We start from the raw sequence: 16,611 nt of genomic DNA on the forward strand, positions 1-16,611 counted from the left end.
AAGAAATTAGCCGGAAGGGGCGAACAAAATGACTGAAGTGAAAAAACAATTTCCAAAAGGATTTTTATGGGGTGGAGCTACTGCTGCAAACCAAGTTGAAGGCGCTTACGATGTTGATGGAAAAGGCCTTTCTACAGCGGATATGGTTAGATTTATTCCCAAAGAAGAACGCACACAAGATCATGCACTAGATGTTTCTAGAGAAGAAATCGAAGCAATTGTTGCTGGTAAATTAGAAGGAAGATTCCCGAAACGTGATGGTGTGGATTTCTATCATCATTATAAAGAAGATATCGCATTATTTGCCGAAATGGGCTTTAAAACTTTCCGCCTATCAATAAACTGGGCTCGTATTTTCCCAAATGGCGATGATAAAGAACCAAATGAAAAAGGTCTTGCTTTTTACGATAGTGTGTTTGATGAATTATTGAAATACAATATCGAACCTTTAGTAACACTTTCTCACTATGAAACACCATTAAATCTAACTTTGAAATATAATGGTTGGGCGGATCGTCGAGTTATTGGCTTTTTCACTAACTATGCAGAAACCGTTTTCAAACGTTATAAAAACAAAGTGAAATATTGGCTAACTTTTAACGAAATTAATGTTATTTCTCTTAGCGCATATACTGGTGGTGGGGTACTTTTAGAGGGAGAAAAAAATCCGTTAGAAGTTTCTTATCAAGCGGCGCATCATCAATTTGTGGCGAGCGCACTTGCTACAAAATTAGCACATGAAATTATTCCAGAAGTACAAGTTGGGTGTATGCTTGCTCGTATGGCAACATATCCAGCGACAAATAATCCTGATGATATTTTAAAAGCGCAATATGAGAACCAACAAAACCTATTTTTCACAGATGTTCATGCTCGTGGGGAATACCCAAGCTTTATAAACCGTTTCTTCCAAGAAAATAACATCCATATTGTAAAAGAAGTTGGCGATGATGAAATCTTAAAAGCGCACACGGTGGATTTCATCTCCTTTAGTTATTATATGTCATTATCTGCAACAGCAAGCCCAGAAGGAGACCGTTCTTCCGGAAACTTAATGGGAGGCGTAAAAAATGAATATCTTGAATCCTCTGACTGGGGCTGGCAAATTGATCCTAAAGGTTTGCGCTGGACTCTAAATGATCTTTACAGTCGTTATGAATTACCACTTTTCATTGTAGAAAACGGTTTGGGAGCATATGATACTGTGGAAGCGGATGGGAAAGTTCATGATGATTACCGAATTGACTATTTACGCAAGCATATTGAACAAATGAAAGAAGCCATTGCTGACGGAGTAGACTTAATTGGTTACACAAGTTGGGGACCAATCGACTTAGTTAGCGCATCCACCAGCGAAATGTCAAAACGCTACGGCTTCATTTACGTAGACCAAGACGACTGGGGGAAAGGAACCTTAGAACGCTCAAGAAAAGACTCTTTCTTCTGGTATAAAAAAGTGATTGAAACCAATGGGGAAGATTTAGATTAATATTAGAAACAGCCTTGATTGATCGAGGCTGTTTTTTTATAATTGGAGTGAGATAGAAAAGTGAATTATTTCTGTTTTTAGAACTAAAATGGAAGAATTTTAACAAATAACAAAAAAATCAGAAAATAAAGTTTGAAATAATCGATTTTTCATTGTGGGCTATGATTTCTTATGCTATAATTTTTTTGATGAATGAAGAGCGAACTAAAGGGAGGAAACAACATGAAAAAAACACGTGTAGCATGGACAATTATTATTGCTGTAGCTGGCTTACTTATTTCTATAATTAGCCTATCTGTAACAGTAGCACAAAATAGATATAATGTTCGAGGAGTAGATTCAAGTTACCAGTGGAAAAGCTCATTTCAAAAAAATCAATCGCTGTGTGCAATTGGTACAACCAAACATTGGACAAAAGGCAGTGTATATTATGGTGTGAATCAGAAATATGGAACAACAAAGACAAAATATAGTATCTATTCTAAAAAAGCTAATAAGGAATATAAGTTGATGTATGGTGAGGGCTATACATCAAGAAATAACACATACTACGGGGAATATTACGGGCATTATGCAGGAGGAAAAGACAAATATTCATATAAATTAGAAAAAAGAAATAATAAGAATGTGAAATCACAATTAGTTGTAGACTTATTTGTGATTTAGCTACAACATGGCTCTTCATTCATCTAGAAAATAAAAGGATAAATTAATATGAATATAACTAAAAACGGAATATACATAATCATCGGTGCAAACGGAGCAGGGAAAACGACATTAGCCAAAAAAATACTACAAGCTAATAAAAGCATTTGCTGCATGATGAAACAAGATGATAACCAAATATTAGAGCATGATACAGTTTTGAAGAATATTACGATGAACGAGATTCCAGAAAACCGGGTTATCGATTTCTTGAAAGAGCATCAGTTAGAGTATTTATTAACCAAAAAATCTAAATTTTTAAGTGGTGGCGAAAAAAGATTAGTTAATATTTTAAGAGCTGTTCTATCAAATCAAGAAGTATTGATACTGGACGAGCCATCCAATGATTTAGATATGGATGTGTTTGCAAAAGCGAAAAATATCATCTATCAGGTAGCAAAGTCCAAAATAGTCTTGTTAATTACACATGATGACCGTTTTGCGAAGTACGATAAAAAATTAGAAATTACAAAAAATAAAATTTATGATACAACTGAAAAACAATTTGTGAATGATATTCATTTTAAAAAGGAAAACCCAAGCGAGCGAACCATTAAAATAAAACCTAGAAAAACGTATTTCTTATATATTTTTTATTTATTATGTATGACGATTTTCGCTGTTTTTTTAGTAGACTTATTAGTAGCAAATAACGAAGAAACAAAGCCTATAAGCAAGAAAGGTGTATATCAACTCGCAACACTCTACAGCGCTAATGCGTCTTCTTATGACAATACCGAAGCCATTAATACAATACTTATACAATCAGCGACTAAATGGAATAAAACGGAATTTTTTAATGAGGAAAATCGCGTTAATGAAGATGAGTATTATGAAGAAGCAATCGACTTGAAAAAAGATACCTATCAAGAATTAATCTATTTAGAGTTGTATAATCCAGAAACAAGAGAGTTCATGAATGTTCAAGTATTAATGATGGAAGAATTACGCAAAGTCTTAAAGCTTAAAGAAAACCTAGAATTTATTAGTGGTGATGAAAAGTATTATGAAAATAGTAAAAATCCATTTTTTTATGTAGCAAATAATGTTGTATTAACAGAAGAGCAAATAGCCGAAATAGAGGCGTTGGGTTATAAGTTTCAACATAGTGATACCTTGGAACCAAATCAAATAGAAGTAGACTATAATCCCAATGTATATTCGAAAGTTTTGGCAAAAATCAATCAACAAGACACGTTGGTAACAGAAGTTCGTATTAAGCTAAAAGAAAAAGATTCATTTTATAATTTTTTAGAAGAAAATAAATTATACGCTAAAAAAATGTTTATTAAAGGCTACGAACCCGAGTTATTAAATGCAGAAGTCAATAAGTACAACAATGCAATCATGTTAATAAAAAAAATAGTGATTTTTATTAGTTTACTATTAATACTGCAATTAATTTTACTATTTATGTATGAGGTTAATTTTAAAAATAGTTATGGCACGTTAGCTTATTATGGTTACAATAAAAAAGAGTTACTTCAATTTAGGAAAAAAACTTATTTAACAACACAGTTTAAAATTTTTTCCATTGTTAGTACACTTTTTTATATTTTGACGATGTGGATGTTAGTTCATTCGTTTATTATCGTAACAATTATTGGCGTGACAACTTTATTCTACGTATTTGCGTATATCATCATCCCTCTAACTATTAAATACAACATTAGAAAGGTAATCCTATGACTAAAACAAATAAATTTAGTATTTTTTCTATCAAAAAACCAGGAATATATACCATTACCGGAAGTAACGGAAGTGGAAAAACAACTTTTATTGAAAACGAATTAAAGGGAAATACTGTAAAAGCAAAAAATGTAGCTTATTTTGCGCAAAAAAACTGGAAATATAAAATAACGGTAGAGAAATATTTGCACTTTCCAGAAATAAATCATGAGTTAGTAAAGAAGTACTGTGAGGCATTGTCTATTGATAGTTATTGCTTAGATAAAGATATTCAATCATTAAGTGGTGGAGAATTTGTTAAAGTAGAGTTAGTTAGAACACTATCTTTAGACACTCCAATACTTGTTTTTGATGAGCCAACTAATAATTTAGACAATGGTTCCACGGAGATACTAGCTAACATCTTAAGCGAATTATCCAAAACGAAAATAATCTACTTAGTGAGCCATGACACACGCCTCGAACACTTATTTGATAAAACGATTCTGATAAATAAATCAGAAGTAGAAGTTTCGGCTTTACTTGAATTAGAAAATAGTAGCATACCAATAAAGGAAAAGAATGTAGTAGCAAATGGGAAAATGATTACTTATTTAGTAACATCAAAATTTAATTTCTTGATGTTGGCTTTTATTGTTATAGTAACAATCTTACTAACTAATGTTGTCTCCAATGTTATTGCGAGCTCGGTTCCGATTGAAGACGATCTGGCAAGTGATTATAATTTCGAATTATTGGATATTGCGGAGAATTATTCCAGATATTTTGCTATTGAAATGACGGATAGTGAATTAGAAAACAAATTCCAAGAACCTAATTCTCTCTCTGCAAACGAGTTAATAGAACTGCAAAATAAAAAATATATGGAGAAAATATATGTGGTAGATGAAGGTTATACAAATGAGCTTACTTTAGATAATTCTAAATTCGAAGTTCTTGCACTTCCAGAAATAATAACTGGTTCTCCTAATTATATAAATGCTTTCCCAGTCACTAAAAGGCATCTAGTCAAAGGTCGTTTGCCAAAAGATGATGCTAAAGAAATTGCCCTATCTTATGCGCAGATTAAAAAATATTTTAATGATAATGTAAGTGAAGAATCGGCTATAGGGAAAAAAGTGGAATTTGAAGGGGACTCTTATGAAATAGTGGGGATTGTTAACGCTCCAGTAGCGGCTATTTCCTACTCAAGCCAAATGCAACAATATGGTGCGGTGGAGGTTACAGATAACTCTTCTGAGAAACTAAACAACATATTGTTAAAACTTGAAAAGCAAAACTATGATGATCCTGATTTCTATATTATTCTCATGAAACTAGCTGATAAAAATCAACAAGAACTATTAACTTATTTGAAAAAACATGGACCAAGCTATCAATATAGTTCTAATTATATATATGATGAATTGCAATTATCTTTCTACAAACAAAACTTAACAAAAATCATCCTTATAACAGTACTTTTCTCTCTAATAGTATCTGCATTAATTTTCATCTTTGGAAGAAAATCATTTAGCTTAATTAATGGATTTTTAAATGATATGTCCAATTTGAATTTTAAACCTAAAAAGAATAAGCGTTTCATTTATTTGATAATGCTGTTAGACTTTTTGGTGTGTGTACCTGCATTTTTAATAGTGAGTCGACTTATTATCGGGCATAGTATCGGTATGTTAATGGTGCTTCCAGCGCTAGTAATTTCATTAATTATTTTTATGATAACACTACTATTTATGAATTATAGGGATAAAAAGAATGATTTTAGAAATCTATAAAAGTTGGGTTGTTGTGCTCGTATTGCACGAATTAACACATATATTCTTTGTGATTCTTTTCAAAGGAAAAATAGATAAAGTAATTATTGGAAACTTTATTTTCCTTCGTATCAAAAAAGTGGCTATTTCGCCGATTATTATCAATTGTTCGGTGTCATTTGAAGAGGATAAAAATTGGGGTTTGGGAAAACAAGCGTTGATTTTACTAATGCCAGCTGTCGTTAACTTAACAATGGGGATCTTTGTTGGGTACAATTTTATCTTCATAAAAATTTTCAGTTTATTTATTGGTATAAATTCATTGCTACCAATTCCTTACTTACAAACAGACGGTTTTCTCATGTTTGAAGAACTTAAAAAATTTTATAAAAATCGTAAAAAAGGCTAGTGGTAAGTTTGCTAGCCTTTTTTACGATTTTTGCTCTGTTTATTTAAAGAAAAAAAGGGAAGACTTAGAGTGAATACTAAAGAAGGAAGGCGAAGAAATGGAACGACAACAAAAGCTACAAATTTTAAAAGACATCATCAATATTAACTCAACAAATGGGCATGAAGAGCAGGTAGCGAATTATTTGCAAAAATTGTTAGCGGAGTGCAATATTCAATCTGAGAAAGTTCAATATGACACAGACCGCGCAAGCCTTGTGAGTGAAGTGGGTGCAAGCGGAGGTCGAGTGTTAGCCTTTTCTGGACATATGGATGTTGTTGATGCGGGAGATACTTCTAAATGGACTTTCCCACCTTTTGAAGCAACAGAATCGGAAGGGAAGCTCTATGGTCGTGGTTCTACTGATATGAAAGCCGGTCTAGCTGCGATGGTTATTGCGATGATTGAACTTCAGGAAGAAAATACCGAATTAAATGGTAAAATTAAATTATTGGCAACCGTTGGAGAAGAAGTTGGGGAATTAGGTGCGAGACAACTTACAGAAGAAGGTTATGCGGATGATTTAGATGGAATGGTTATTGGCGAACCGAGTGGACCTCAAATTGTTTATGCACATAAAGGTTCTATTAATTACACAGTTAAATCTACTGGTAAGAATGCGCATAGTTCTACACCAGAATTTGGTGTAAATGCTATTGATAACTTATTATTGTTTTATAATGAAGTGGAAAAATTCACAAAATCCGTTAATGTAACCAATGAAATTTTAGGTGATTTCATTCATAACGTTACAGTGATTGATGGCGGAAACCAAGTGAATAGTATCCCAGAAAAAGCTCAACTACAAGGGAATATTCGCTCCATTCCAGAGATGGATAATGAAACAGTGAAACAAATTTTAGTGAAGATTTGTAACGAACTAAATAAACAGGAAAATGTGAAATTAGAATTAATATTTGATTTTGATAAACAACCAGTATTTAGTGATAAAAATTCAAACCTTGTAAATGTTGCTAAAAGCGTAGCAAAAGATATTCTTAAAAAAGATATTCCGTTACTTGGTATTTCTGGAACAACAGATGCAGCAGAATTTACTAAAGCGAAAAAAGTATTTCCAGTGATCATTTTTGGCCCAGGTAATGATACGCCTCACCAAGTAAATGAGAATGTTTCCATTGATAATTATTTGGAAATGGTGGATGTTTATAAACAGATCGCAGTAGAGTTTTTAAATAAATAAAATTTAAACAAATAATAAACAGGCCAGCAAAATAATTGCTGCGCCTGTTTTTTTAGCTGGAAATCTAGGTATATTACTTGCTTTATCAAAGGTTTAGTACTAAACTAATGATATTGGAGGGGAAGAAACATGGTGAAAAAAGAAGAACGGTTGGGTGTTTTGTTATGGTTTCGATTGAGTCGTTTTTACAATCAAAATATGAAACTGACCAATCAAAATTTGCGTGAAACTGGTATTTCAACAGCACAATTCGACTGTATAGCTCAGATTGGGTTAAAGGGTGAAATTACGCAACAACAATTGGCGGAAAAGCTAGTTGTAACAAAAGGCAATGTAACGCAACTCCTTACAAAATTAGAAGAACTTGATTACATCGTCCGAACGAAAGCAGGACGTGAAAAATATATTACGCTAACAGAAAAAGGCAGAGCTTGTTATATCGAAAATGTTCCTAAACAAGAAGCTTTTCAGCAATCTCAATTCGATAAATTATCTAGAAAAGAACAAAAAGTATTGCTTCAACTTTTAAAAAAATTAGGAGAGTGATTTTTTATGAAACTAGCAGGAATTCATCATGTGTCTGTTTTTACAGCAGATGCACGTGCAAACTTTGATTTTTATACAAAAATAATGGGACTAAGGTTAGTAAAAAAATCAGTCAATCAAGATGATCCCTATACGTACCATTTGTATTATGGTGATGAAATAGGTTCGCCAGGGACAGCGCTAACATTCTTTGAGGTTCCTAATATGACAAAGAATCATCCATCGCGCAATAGTATTTCTGGGCTGAGCTTACGTGTACCAAGTGATGAAGCATTAAAATATTGGGATAAACGTCTAGATGAAAAAAGGATTTTTCATAGTAAGCCAATTGATCAATTTGGACGTAAAATTATCCGATTGAAAGATACTGACGGCTTACCAATAAATCTGATTTCTGATGAAACTAGCACACAAGTAACAACTGTTTCCAATTGGGAAGATAGTCCAGTACCAGCTGAATATGCTATTCGTGGACTAGGACCGGTTTACTTCTCTGTTTTCAAAAAAGAAAAAACAGATCGGTTATTAACAAAGGTGCTAGGATTTGAAAGAATTGGCGCATATGAAGCAGATGATAAATTAGTAACGGTATTTAAAACTGGAGCTGTTGGGATTGGCGGGGAAGTCCATGTTGAATCAGCTCCAGACCTTGAGCCAGGCAATCTAGGGGCTGGCGGAATTCACCATGTAGCGTTTCGGGTACCAACAGATGGGGACTTAATTGGCTGGACTGAAATGATTCAAGATCTTGATTATAATAATTCTGGGTATGTAGACCGTTTTTATTTCCACTCGCTTTATTTCCGTGAAAGTAATGGGATATTAATTGAACTTGCAACGGATGGTCCTGGATTTCAAACAGATTTCACTAAAGAAAAAGGCACATACGTTGACCTACCGCCACATTTAGAAAATCGTCGAGAAGAAATTTTAAGACATTTAAAACCATTAGATACTAATAAATAATAAAGAAAACCTTGAAAATATGCCTATTCATGATACAATTTTATCAGAACGTGTAATTAGGAGGCAGGAATTTGGCAGAGGGTTTGCGAACAATTTATTTTGTAAGACATGGCAAAACTGAATGGAATATGACAGGACAAATGCAGGGATGGGGAGACTCACCGCTTGTTGCAGAAGGTATAGACGGAGCAAAGGCTGTCGGTGAAGTTTTAAAAGAGACACCGTTTGAGGCAGTTTATACTAGCACAAGTAAACGTACAAAAGATACCGCTGCTTATATTTTAGCTGACCGAAATATCGAAATTCGTGCACTAGAAGAACTAAAAGAAATGAGCTTTGGAACATGGGAAGGCGTTACTGTGATGGAGCTAGATGAGAAATATCCGGAAGAACGGGCAAAAATTCTCCATAGCCCAGAAACCTACAGTGCAGAAGTAAATGGCGGGGAAACTTACTATGAGCTTGCTGAACGACTGCTACAAGGGGTAGAGAAAATCATTTCAGAAACGAAAAGTGGAAATATTTTAGTCGTATCTCACGGCATGGCGCTTACTTTATTATTATATTTGCTTCAAGATGGAACAGTGGAAGATCATCGTAAAGAAGCACCGCGGATTTTAAATACTAGTATTAGCGTTGTAGATTATGAAAATGGTGAATTTACACTTAGAAAATTAAATGAAGTTGGACATTTGGATTTAAAATAAGCTAAATCTTGGACATTGCTCAGATACGGGCATGTCCTAGATTTTTTTAAAATACTAGGATAGCCAAAAAGGGAGAACGAATACATATGAAAAGAATTGTCAAAATTTTTCTACATTATTTTTTAGGAATTATCGGAATTATTTTAATTAGCTGTGTACCTGCGATTTTTAGCAAAATAACATCATGGTCATCTGGCACTTATTTAGAGGCACTTCAGTCAATTTTTACGGCAATTATGCATCCGTCTACATGGGAAATTACTTATCAAGGAAGTGTGGAAATTTTTCATGTATCTTTAATGGATTTTATTACGGGCCCTTATGCGTACACAATGAAAATTATTCTAGCTAGTTTACTGATTTCATTAATTATTGCTTATTTGTTAGTAATTCTGACTTTTCGAGGTCCAAAATGGTTGAGAAAAGGATTAGCTGGTTTTTCATCACTTCTTCAAGCCTTTCCAGATTTTTCTTTTATTTTTCTCATTCAAATGTTGGTCGTATACATATATCAACAAACAGGAATCTTTACATTAAATTTTTATAGTCTAAATGGAGAACAGATTTATGCGGCGCCAATCGTCTGCCTATCAATTATTCCAACCGTACTATTTTATAAAATGATGATGTTATTAATGAAACATGAATGGCGTGCGGATTATATTGAATTAGCACGTGGAAAAGGATTAACCAACACAACAATTTTACTTCGTCATGCGACACCAAATATGGCACAAAGCTTATTTTATCAGTCCAAAACTATTATTTGGTTTATTTTAAGCGCTTATTTAATTGTTGAATTTTTATTTGGAATTGAAGGGGTGCTATATTATTTATTAGCAGGCTTTAACCCAGTAAATACCTTTTTAATATTAGCCTTAATTTTCACGCCGTTTTACTTTTTTTATGCATTAGTTGATTTATGGCTTAGTCGCGGGAAAACAATCACTAGTGAGGCTATTACACGAATTCCGCTACACTGGAATAGTTTCCAAAAAACGGTAGTGGAAAAAGGAGACTATAAGAGCAAATGGCGAAAATCAGTATTAATGATGCGTAAGTGCTTAAAGCGACCATCCTTTAGTATTCCATTCGCAACGCTTAGTATTATTCTTCTTATAAGTTTAATTTACGGCTTTATGGGTGACACGATTCACACGTTAAAATTTATTAGTGATTCATCAGGGCATGTAACTGGAATGGCGCCATTTAAGCCCAATGGGGAAGTTTTGTTAGGAACGGATTCTGCTGGAAATTCGATTCTGGATCAGTTATTAGTGGGCGTCAAGTATACGTTAATTAGTGCAGTTCTGATTGCTACATTACGTGTTGTTATTGGCTATTTTTTAGCAGTCCCATTAGCATTTTTCAGTAAACCTAGAACAAGAAATTTTGTTCAGAGTGTGGCGGATGGCATGCATTATTTACCATTATCACTTTTGGTTTTTATTGTGATGGTGAATGAATATATTAGCTATTCTGGTGTATTTGAGACAAGTTTATTTACGAGAATTGCTTTTCAAGTGTTAATTATGGTCGTTATCGTTTTACCCATTACAACCAATCGAATTAGCAGTGAGATTTCGCAAGTCTTAAAAAAAGAATTTATGTTAAATTCACTCGTTTTTGGTGGCAATGCCAGATGGATTTTAACAAAACATGTTAATCCGCAAATTTGGTCTAAATTAATTTTGGTATGGTTAGAACAATTGGTGCAAGTGTTACAAATGTTCGTTCATTTGGCGATTTTAGGGATTTTTATCGGCGGAGCAATTAAAGGGGCGGATGATGGTATACTTAATCCGGTTATTCCAGAGCTATCAGGGCTAATTGCAAATGCTAAATTTGTTTTCGCAAATCATCAATTTTGGATTATTATACCGCCATTATTATTATTTATGCTACTGATTCTATGCTTCCAAATGATTGCAAGTTCACTAATGAAAATGGATGAAGATAGTAAAAAAATCTAATGCATATTTTTAAGAACATAAGTGTCGGCACCAAAGCAGCGAAATTAAAAATAGCACCTATTTGTTAATATAATATGCTAACAAATAGGTGCTATTTATGTTGGTTTTAATGGATTTGAAGAAGGTTTTATGATGCTAAAAAGCGTTGGATAATTAAATAACTAGCACCGTATAAGATGGCTTCTTCTCCTAAATGTGAATCTTTAATTTCAATGTTTTTTGATGTAAATGAAGTCAATTTGGCTTGAATTTGATTTGTGAAAGTCGGAATATGTCGTGAAATCTCACTATTAATAAAAATAATTTCAGGATTATAGAGTGCAGTTAAGTTTTGGATACCCATTGCTAGATAGGAAATCATATCCTGAATGATAGCTATCGCGATGGGATCTTTTGTCATATAAGCATGACATAAATCAAGCACACCTGCATTTTCATTTCCAGATTGAAGCCGGTATAAATCGAGTGCATTTTTTTCGGAGGCATAGCACTCAAGACAACCACTACTGCCACAGGGACATCTGCGTTCACTTTCGGGAAAGATAGTCATATGCCCGATTTCGCCTGCATATCCGTTAGTGCCAGTGTACAACTGATTATTTAAAATTATACCACTACCAATACCTGAGTGAATGCTAATACTTATTAAATTTTGATAGTTGATTTCTTTTGCATGGTCAGATACAGCAAGTAGATTTGCTTCATTTTCCAAGTAAATAGGGCATTCAAACCGCGTGCTAAGAGCATTTTCAAAGTCAAGCCCAGCTAAATCATAGGCTGGAGTAAAGTAAATTTTATTATTTGAAACAATCCCATGTATAGCGACTAAAATACCAATGATGCCATGTGGCGATTTTGGTAAGTCAGCAAGAAAAATATCTAGTTTTTGAATAATTTCTTGAACAATAGTTTCTCGATTAATTTGAATAAAGGAGAGAAGTTCGCGTTTATATGGCGTCCCATCTAGGCGTTGTACCATAAAATCGATATAATTATAGCCAATATCAATACTGACAGAAAAACCTGATTTTGCATTTAGCTCAAGCATAATAGGCTTTCTACCACCTTGACTGGTACTATCTCCAATACCAACTTCATTAATTAATTTATGAGTCATTAATTTTTTCACTATATCAGAAATAGTTGCTTTATTTAAACCGATTGTTTCTGCTAATTCAGCGCGAGAAAGAGGCCCATTGTTAGCGATTGTTTGAAGTACAATCCGTTCGTTGGATTCTCTAATTTTTGCACGATCAACAAACATATAGTTCCCCACCTCTCTAATGTTATTCTAGCAAAAAAGCTTGACAAAAGAAATAGAATTATTTATATTATTATTAAGTTAGTTAGTTTATCATGCTAACTAATATAGAAGCTTGTGAAAAATTATTAATAGGAGGGAAATCAATGAAGTTTACAGATGGTATTTGGCTCGTTAAAGAAGGGTACACAATTCATAATCCGAAAGAAGTTTTTGATTACAAAATGAAAGCGGATTCAATTTCTTTGTTTACACCGTTTAAAAAAATCCAAGCACGTAATGATACGTTAAACCTAGGTATGTTAACAGTTAACCTAGAATCCCCACAAGAAGATATTTTGAAAGTTACTTTAAAACACCACGATAATGGTTTGAAAAAAGGCCCGGAATTTTCCGTAAAAAAAGAGAAGCTGGATTTGGAAATAGCGGATTCAGAAGGGAAAATAGTAGTTTCAACAGGGCGTTTAACGGCAGAATTAGATAAAGATAATTATAAAATCTCATTTTTTGGAAATAATATTCCGTTAACAACTTCTGATATTAATAGTCAAGCTTATATTGAATCTGAAAGCGGTTCATTTATGCGTGAGCGCCTTAATTTATCAGTAGGAGAAAATATTTACGGTTTGGGGGAACGTTTTACTAATTTTGTTAAAAATGGTCAAACAGTAGATATTTGGAATAAAGATGGCGGAACTAGTAGTGACCAGTCTTATAAAAATATTCCATTCTTTATTAGTAACAAAGGATATGGTGTTTTTGTTAATCATCCTGAACATGTTTCGTTTGAAATAGGGACAGAGCATGTATCAAAAAATCAATTTAGTGTGGCTGGTGAAGAACTTGAATACTATATTATTTATGGTCCAACAATGGAGGAAATTATTCATAAATATACTGATTTAACGGGAAAACCAGCACTTCCACCAGCTTGGTCATTTGGGCTTTGGCTTAGCACTTCATTTTGTACTGACTATGATGAGGAAACGGTTAATCGTTTTATTGATGGTATGAAGGAACGAGATATCCCGCTGGAAGTATTTCATTTTGATTGTTTTTGGATGAAAGATTTTGAATGGTGCAATTTTGAATGGGATAAACGCGTATTTCCGAATCCAGAAGCAATGTTAACACGTTTAAAGGAAAAAGGACTTAAAATTTGTGTTTGGATTAATCCTTATATTGCGCAGAAATCGGCATTATTTTTAGAAGGAAAAGAAAGCGGTTACTTTATTAAAAAGAAAGATGGTTCGGTATGGCAATGGGATTTATGGCAAGGTGGTCAAGCGATTGTTGATTTTACAAACCCAAAAGCAAAAGCATGGTATTTATCTAAACTTGAAGCGCTGATAGATATGGGAGTAGACGCATTTAAAACAGATTTTGGCGAGCGTATTCCAACCGATGTGACTTACTTTGATGGGTCCGACCCTGAAAAAATGCACAATTATTATGCCTATCAATATAATGAAGCGGTATACGAATTATTAGAACGAAAAAAAGGGCGCGGTGAGGCAGTTGTGTTTGCGAGATCAGCATCAGTAGGAAGCCAAAAATTCCCAGTCCATTGGGGAGGAGACTGTTTATCCACATATGAATCAATGGCGGAATCACTTCGCGGAGGATTATCATTTATGCTTTCAGGATTTAGTTTTTGGAGTCATGATATTGGCGGATTTGAAGAAGGTGCAACCGCAGATATTTATAAACGATGGACACAGTTTGGGCTGCTATCATCACATAGTCGCTATCATGGCAATGTAGAGTATCGAGTTCCTTGGATTTTTGATGATGAGGCAACAGAAGTAACAAGGAAGTTTACAAAATTAAAGTTACGTTTAATGCCTTATCTATATCGTCATGCTACACAGGCACATAAAACAGGTATACCGATGATGCGTCCAATGGTGATGAGTTTTCCAGAGGACTTAACTGTACATACACTTGATCGTCAGTATATGTTGGGAGATTCTTTACTTGTGGCACCGATTTTTAATGCTTCTGGCGTTGGAGAATTTTACTTACCAAAAGGAAAATGGACAAATATTTTAACAGAAAAAGTGTATGAAGGAGAAAAGTGGTATCAAGAAACACATGATTATATGTCATTCCCACTTCTTGCAAAAGAAAATAGTGTGATTGTTATGGGCGAGAATGATCAGCAGGCAGAGTATGATTACACTAAAAATCCGGAAATTCACATTTATGGATTCCAAGGAAAAGATCTTGTTACCACACAACCTATTTTCTCTAAATCAGGTGAAGAAGTAGCTAGCGTACGAGTAAAAAAAGAATCGAATACTATTACTGTTGAAGTGGAAAATATCGAAAACTATACACTTGTCTGGCATAAAACAAACAGCGCTGAGGTGGAACAATTTAAAGGGACTCAAATGCTTCAACTAAAATAAAAGAAGAGAGGTAGTAAAATGGAAGCAATTAAAAGCATAGAAGAGACTAAAACACTTAAAGCAATGGTTCCATGGAAAGAAAGAATTAGTTATGGTTTGAGTGATACAGCTTGTAATCTAGCATTTCAAGTTATTGCAACTTATTTAATGTTTTTTTATACAGATGTATACGGATTAAGTGCAGCGGCAGTTGGAACTTTATTTTTAGTAGCTCGTGTTATTGATGCGTTTGATGGACCGCTTATTGGGATAATGATTGATCGAACTCATACAAAATGGGGCAAAAGTAGACCGTTTTTCTTGTGGTTTTCCATCCCATTTGGCTTGATGTGTGTGTTAACGTTTATGACGCCAGATTTTTCTGATGGTGGAAAACTTGTTTGGGCCTATGTAACATATATTTTAGTTGGTGTTTTCTATTCTTGTGTAAACTTACCTATTACATCTATCTTACCAAGCCTAACCAACAATCCGAAAGAACGTACTATACTTGGAACTATTCGCCAGTTTGGTGGAACTTTAGGTCAAATTATTGTAACGGTCTTTACGCTTCCAATAGTGGCATTTTTAGGAGCGGGAGATCAACAAAAAGGTTTCTTTCTGACAATATTACTATTTTCCATTGTAGCTGTAATTTTACTTTTAAATACATTTGTGAATACAAGAGAACGGGTAGCAAATGTTCAAAAAGTTGTTCGGCTTAAAGACAGTATTAAAGCTATAAAACGCAACTGGCCATGGGTAATTATGATTTTAATTAATTTTATTTACTGGATGGCAATGACAATGAAGAACCAGACAACGATTTATTTCTTTAAATATAATCTTGGACGGGAGGATCTGGTTCCAATTATTATGGCACTTGCTTTTGGTTCGTTACTTACACTTCTTTTCACACCGACAGTTGCAGGGAAATTTGGTAAACGGAATACAATGGTTATAGGTCTTATTTTAGCTATAATAGGACAAGTAATTATGGGGATAGGCGCACATAGTTTGAGCATTGCGATTATTATTGCAGGAGTTATTGTGAATGCGTTTGGAACTGGCTTTATTTCAGGACTACTTTCGGTTATGCTTGCTGATACTGTAGACTATGGCGAATGGAAAAACGGTGTTCGCGCGCAAGGACTTTTAACTTCCGCTTCTAGTTTTGGAGCAAAATTTGGTATGGGAATTGGCGGAGCTTTAACGGCAGGTATTTTGGCAAGTGCGGGTTATCAAGCCAATCAAGTACAGACAGCTTCTTCGCTTCAGGCAATTGAATTTAACTTTGTTTGGCTTCCAATTGTTGGCTTTTTAATTGCAAGTGTGGCACTTTTCTTCTACCGTGCGGATAAACAAGAAAAAACTTATTTAGTAGAATTAGAGGAACGAAATCGTCAAATAATAGAAAATAAAAAAGAAAACGATTAAAGATATTAAAAAAGCCTACTGAAAAAGAAACTCGCTTCTTTTTCA

Annotated in this window: 13 protein-coding genes; 12 read left to right on the plus strand and 1 reads right to left on the minus strand. The window is 33.9% G+C overall.

Annotated features, from left to right (window positions below; genetic code table 11):
• Positions 1–28: 28 nt before the first annotated feature.
• The 10 genes from HCJ45_RS12490 (at position 29) to HCJ45_RS12535 (ending at position 11,478) form a co-directional block, all read left to right on the plus strand.
• Positions 29–1,489 carry a glycoside hydrolase family 1 protein gene (locus HCJ45_RS12490; RefSeq protein ID WP_187125017.1) on the plus strand — a complete coding sequence of 487 codons (1,461 nt, stop codon included), beginning with the start codon at positions 29–31 and terminating at the stop codon, positions 1,487–1,489.
• Positions 1,490–1,711: 222 nt separating this feature from the next.
• Positions 1,712–2,155: a hypothetical protein gene (locus HCJ45_RS12495; protein ID WP_187125018.1), complete on the plus strand. Its 444-nt coding sequence runs from the start codon at positions 1,712–1,714 to the stop codon at positions 2,153–2,155.
• 48 nt (positions 2,156–2,203) lie between these two features.
• On the plus strand, positions 2,204–3,883 hold the full coding sequence (locus HCJ45_RS12500) for an ATP-binding cassette domain-containing protein (protein ID WP_187125019.1): 1,680 nt from the start codon (positions 2,204–2,206) through the stop codon (positions 3,881–3,883).
• Positions 3,880–5,658, plus strand: coding sequence for an ATP-binding cassette domain-containing protein (locus tag HCJ45_RS12505; protein WP_187125020.1), 1,779 nt, complete (start codon positions 3,880–3,882; stop codon positions 5,656–5,658). Before HCJ45_RS12500 ends, HCJ45_RS12505 begins: the two co-directional genes overlap by 4 nt.
• Positions 5,639–6,046, plus strand: a complete 408-nt coding sequence (locus HCJ45_RS12510) for a hypothetical protein (protein ID WP_187125021.1) — start codon at positions 5,639–5,641, stop codon at positions 6,044–6,046. Before HCJ45_RS12505 ends, HCJ45_RS12510 begins: the two co-directional genes overlap by 20 nt.
• A gap of 97 nt (positions 6,047–6,143) precedes the next feature.
• Positions 6,144–7,286 (plus strand): ArgE/DapE family deacylase, encoded by a 1,143-nt coding sequence (locus tag HCJ45_RS12515; protein ID WP_187125022.1) that lies wholly within the window; start codon positions 6,144–6,146, stop codon positions 7,284–7,286.
• Between the two features lie 129 nt (positions 7,287–7,415).
• Complete coding sequence (locus HCJ45_RS12520) at positions 7,416–7,832, plus strand: MarR family winged helix-turn-helix transcriptional regulator (protein ID WP_187125023.1); 417 nt, start codon at positions 7,416–7,418, stop codon at positions 7,830–7,832.
• A gap of 6 nt (positions 7,833–7,838) precedes the next feature.
• On the plus strand, positions 7,839–8,798 hold the full coding sequence (locus HCJ45_RS12525) for a ring-cleaving dioxygenase (RefSeq protein WP_187125024.1): 960 nt from the start codon (positions 7,839–7,841) through the stop codon (positions 8,796–8,798).
• Positions 8,799–8,869: 71 nt separating this feature from the next.
• A complete protein-coding gene (locus HCJ45_RS12530; RefSeq protein ID WP_187125025.1) occupies positions 8,870–9,505 on the plus strand; it encodes a histidine phosphatase family protein in 636 nt (211 codons plus the stop codon).
• Positions 9,506–9,591: 86 nt separating this feature from the next.
• Entirely contained in the window at positions 9,592–11,478 is a 1,887-nt protein-coding gene (locus HCJ45_RS12535) for an ABC transporter permease subunit (RefSeq protein ID WP_187125026.1), read from the plus strand.
• 127 nt (positions 11,479–11,605) lie between these two features.
• On the opposite strand, the gene HCJ45_RS12540 is transcribed toward HCJ45_RS12535, so the two are convergent.
• A complete protein-coding gene (locus HCJ45_RS12540) occupies positions 11,606–12,742 on the minus strand; it encodes an ROK family transcriptional regulator (protein WP_187125027.1) in 1,137 nt (378 codons plus the stop codon).
• Positions 12,743–12,885: 143 nt separating this feature from the next.
• On the opposite strand from HCJ45_RS12540, the gene yicI reads away from it, so the two are divergent.
• Together yicI and HCJ45_RS12550 are read left to right on the plus strand one after the other, a co-directional pair.
• The gene (gene yicI, locus HCJ45_RS12545) at positions 12,886–15,150 is read left to right on the plus strand and encodes an alpha-xylosidase (protein ID WP_187125028.1); all 2,265 of its coding nucleotides are present in this window, start codon (positions 12,886–12,888) and stop codon (positions 15,148–15,150) included.
• An 18-nt stretch (positions 15,151–15,168) separates the two neighbouring features.
• Positions 15,169–16,566, plus strand: a complete 1,398-nt coding sequence (locus HCJ45_RS12550) for a glycoside-pentoside-hexuronide (GPH):cation symporter (protein WP_187125029.1) — start codon at positions 15,169–15,171, stop codon at positions 16,564–16,566.
• Positions 16,567–16,611: the final 45 nt, after the last annotated feature.

Origin of the sequence: Listeria immobilis, from assembly GCF_014322845.1 — a bacterium.
Classification (GTDB): domain Bacteria; phylum Bacillota; class Bacilli; order Lactobacillales; family Listeriaceae; genus Listeria; species Listeria immobilis.

Bases quoted from the DNA above. Each gene is read 5' to 3' on its own strand.
- HCJ45_RS12490 (WP_187125017.1), top strand. From the start codon at position 29: ATGACTGAAGTGAAAAAACAATTTCCAAAAGGATTTTTATGGGGTGGA.
- HCJ45_RS12495 (WP_187125018.1), top strand. From the start codon at position 1,712: ATGAAAAAAACACGTGTAGCATGGACAATTATTATTGCTGTAGCTGGC.
- HCJ45_RS12500 (WP_187125019.1), top strand. From the start codon at position 2,204: ATGAATATAACTAAAAACGGAATATACATAATCATCGGTGCAAACGGA.
- HCJ45_RS12505 (WP_187125020.1), top strand. From the start codon at position 3,880: ATGACTAAAACAAATAAATTTAGTATTTTTTCTATCAAAAAACCAGGA.
- HCJ45_RS12510 (WP_187125021.1), top strand. From the start codon at position 5,639: ATGATTTTAGAAATCTATAAAAGTTGGGTTGTTGTGCTCGTATTGCAC.
- HCJ45_RS12515 (WP_187125022.1), top strand. From the start codon at position 6,144: ATGGAACGACAACAAAAGCTACAAATTTTAAAAGACATCATCAATATT.
- HCJ45_RS12520 (WP_187125023.1), top strand. From the start codon at position 7,416: ATGGTGAAAAAAGAAGAACGGTTGGGTGTTTTGTTATGGTTTCGATTG.
- HCJ45_RS12525 (WP_187125024.1), top strand. From the start codon at position 7,839: ATGAAACTAGCAGGAATTCATCATGTGTCTGTTTTTACAGCAGATGCA.
- HCJ45_RS12535 (WP_187125026.1), top strand. From the start codon at position 9,592: ATGAAAAGAATTGTCAAAATTTTTCTACATTATTTTTTAGGAATTATC.
- HCJ45_RS12540 (WP_187125027.1), bottom strand. From the start codon at position 12,742: ATGTTTGTTGATCGTGCAAAAATTAGAGAATCCAACGAACGGATTGTA.
- yicI (WP_187125028.1), top strand. From the start codon at position 12,886: ATGAAGTTTACAGATGGTATTTGGCTCGTTAAAGAAGGGTACACAATT.
- HCJ45_RS12550 (WP_187125029.1), top strand. From the start codon at position 15,169: ATGGAAGCAATTAAAAGCATAGAAGAGACTAAAACACTTAAAGCAATG.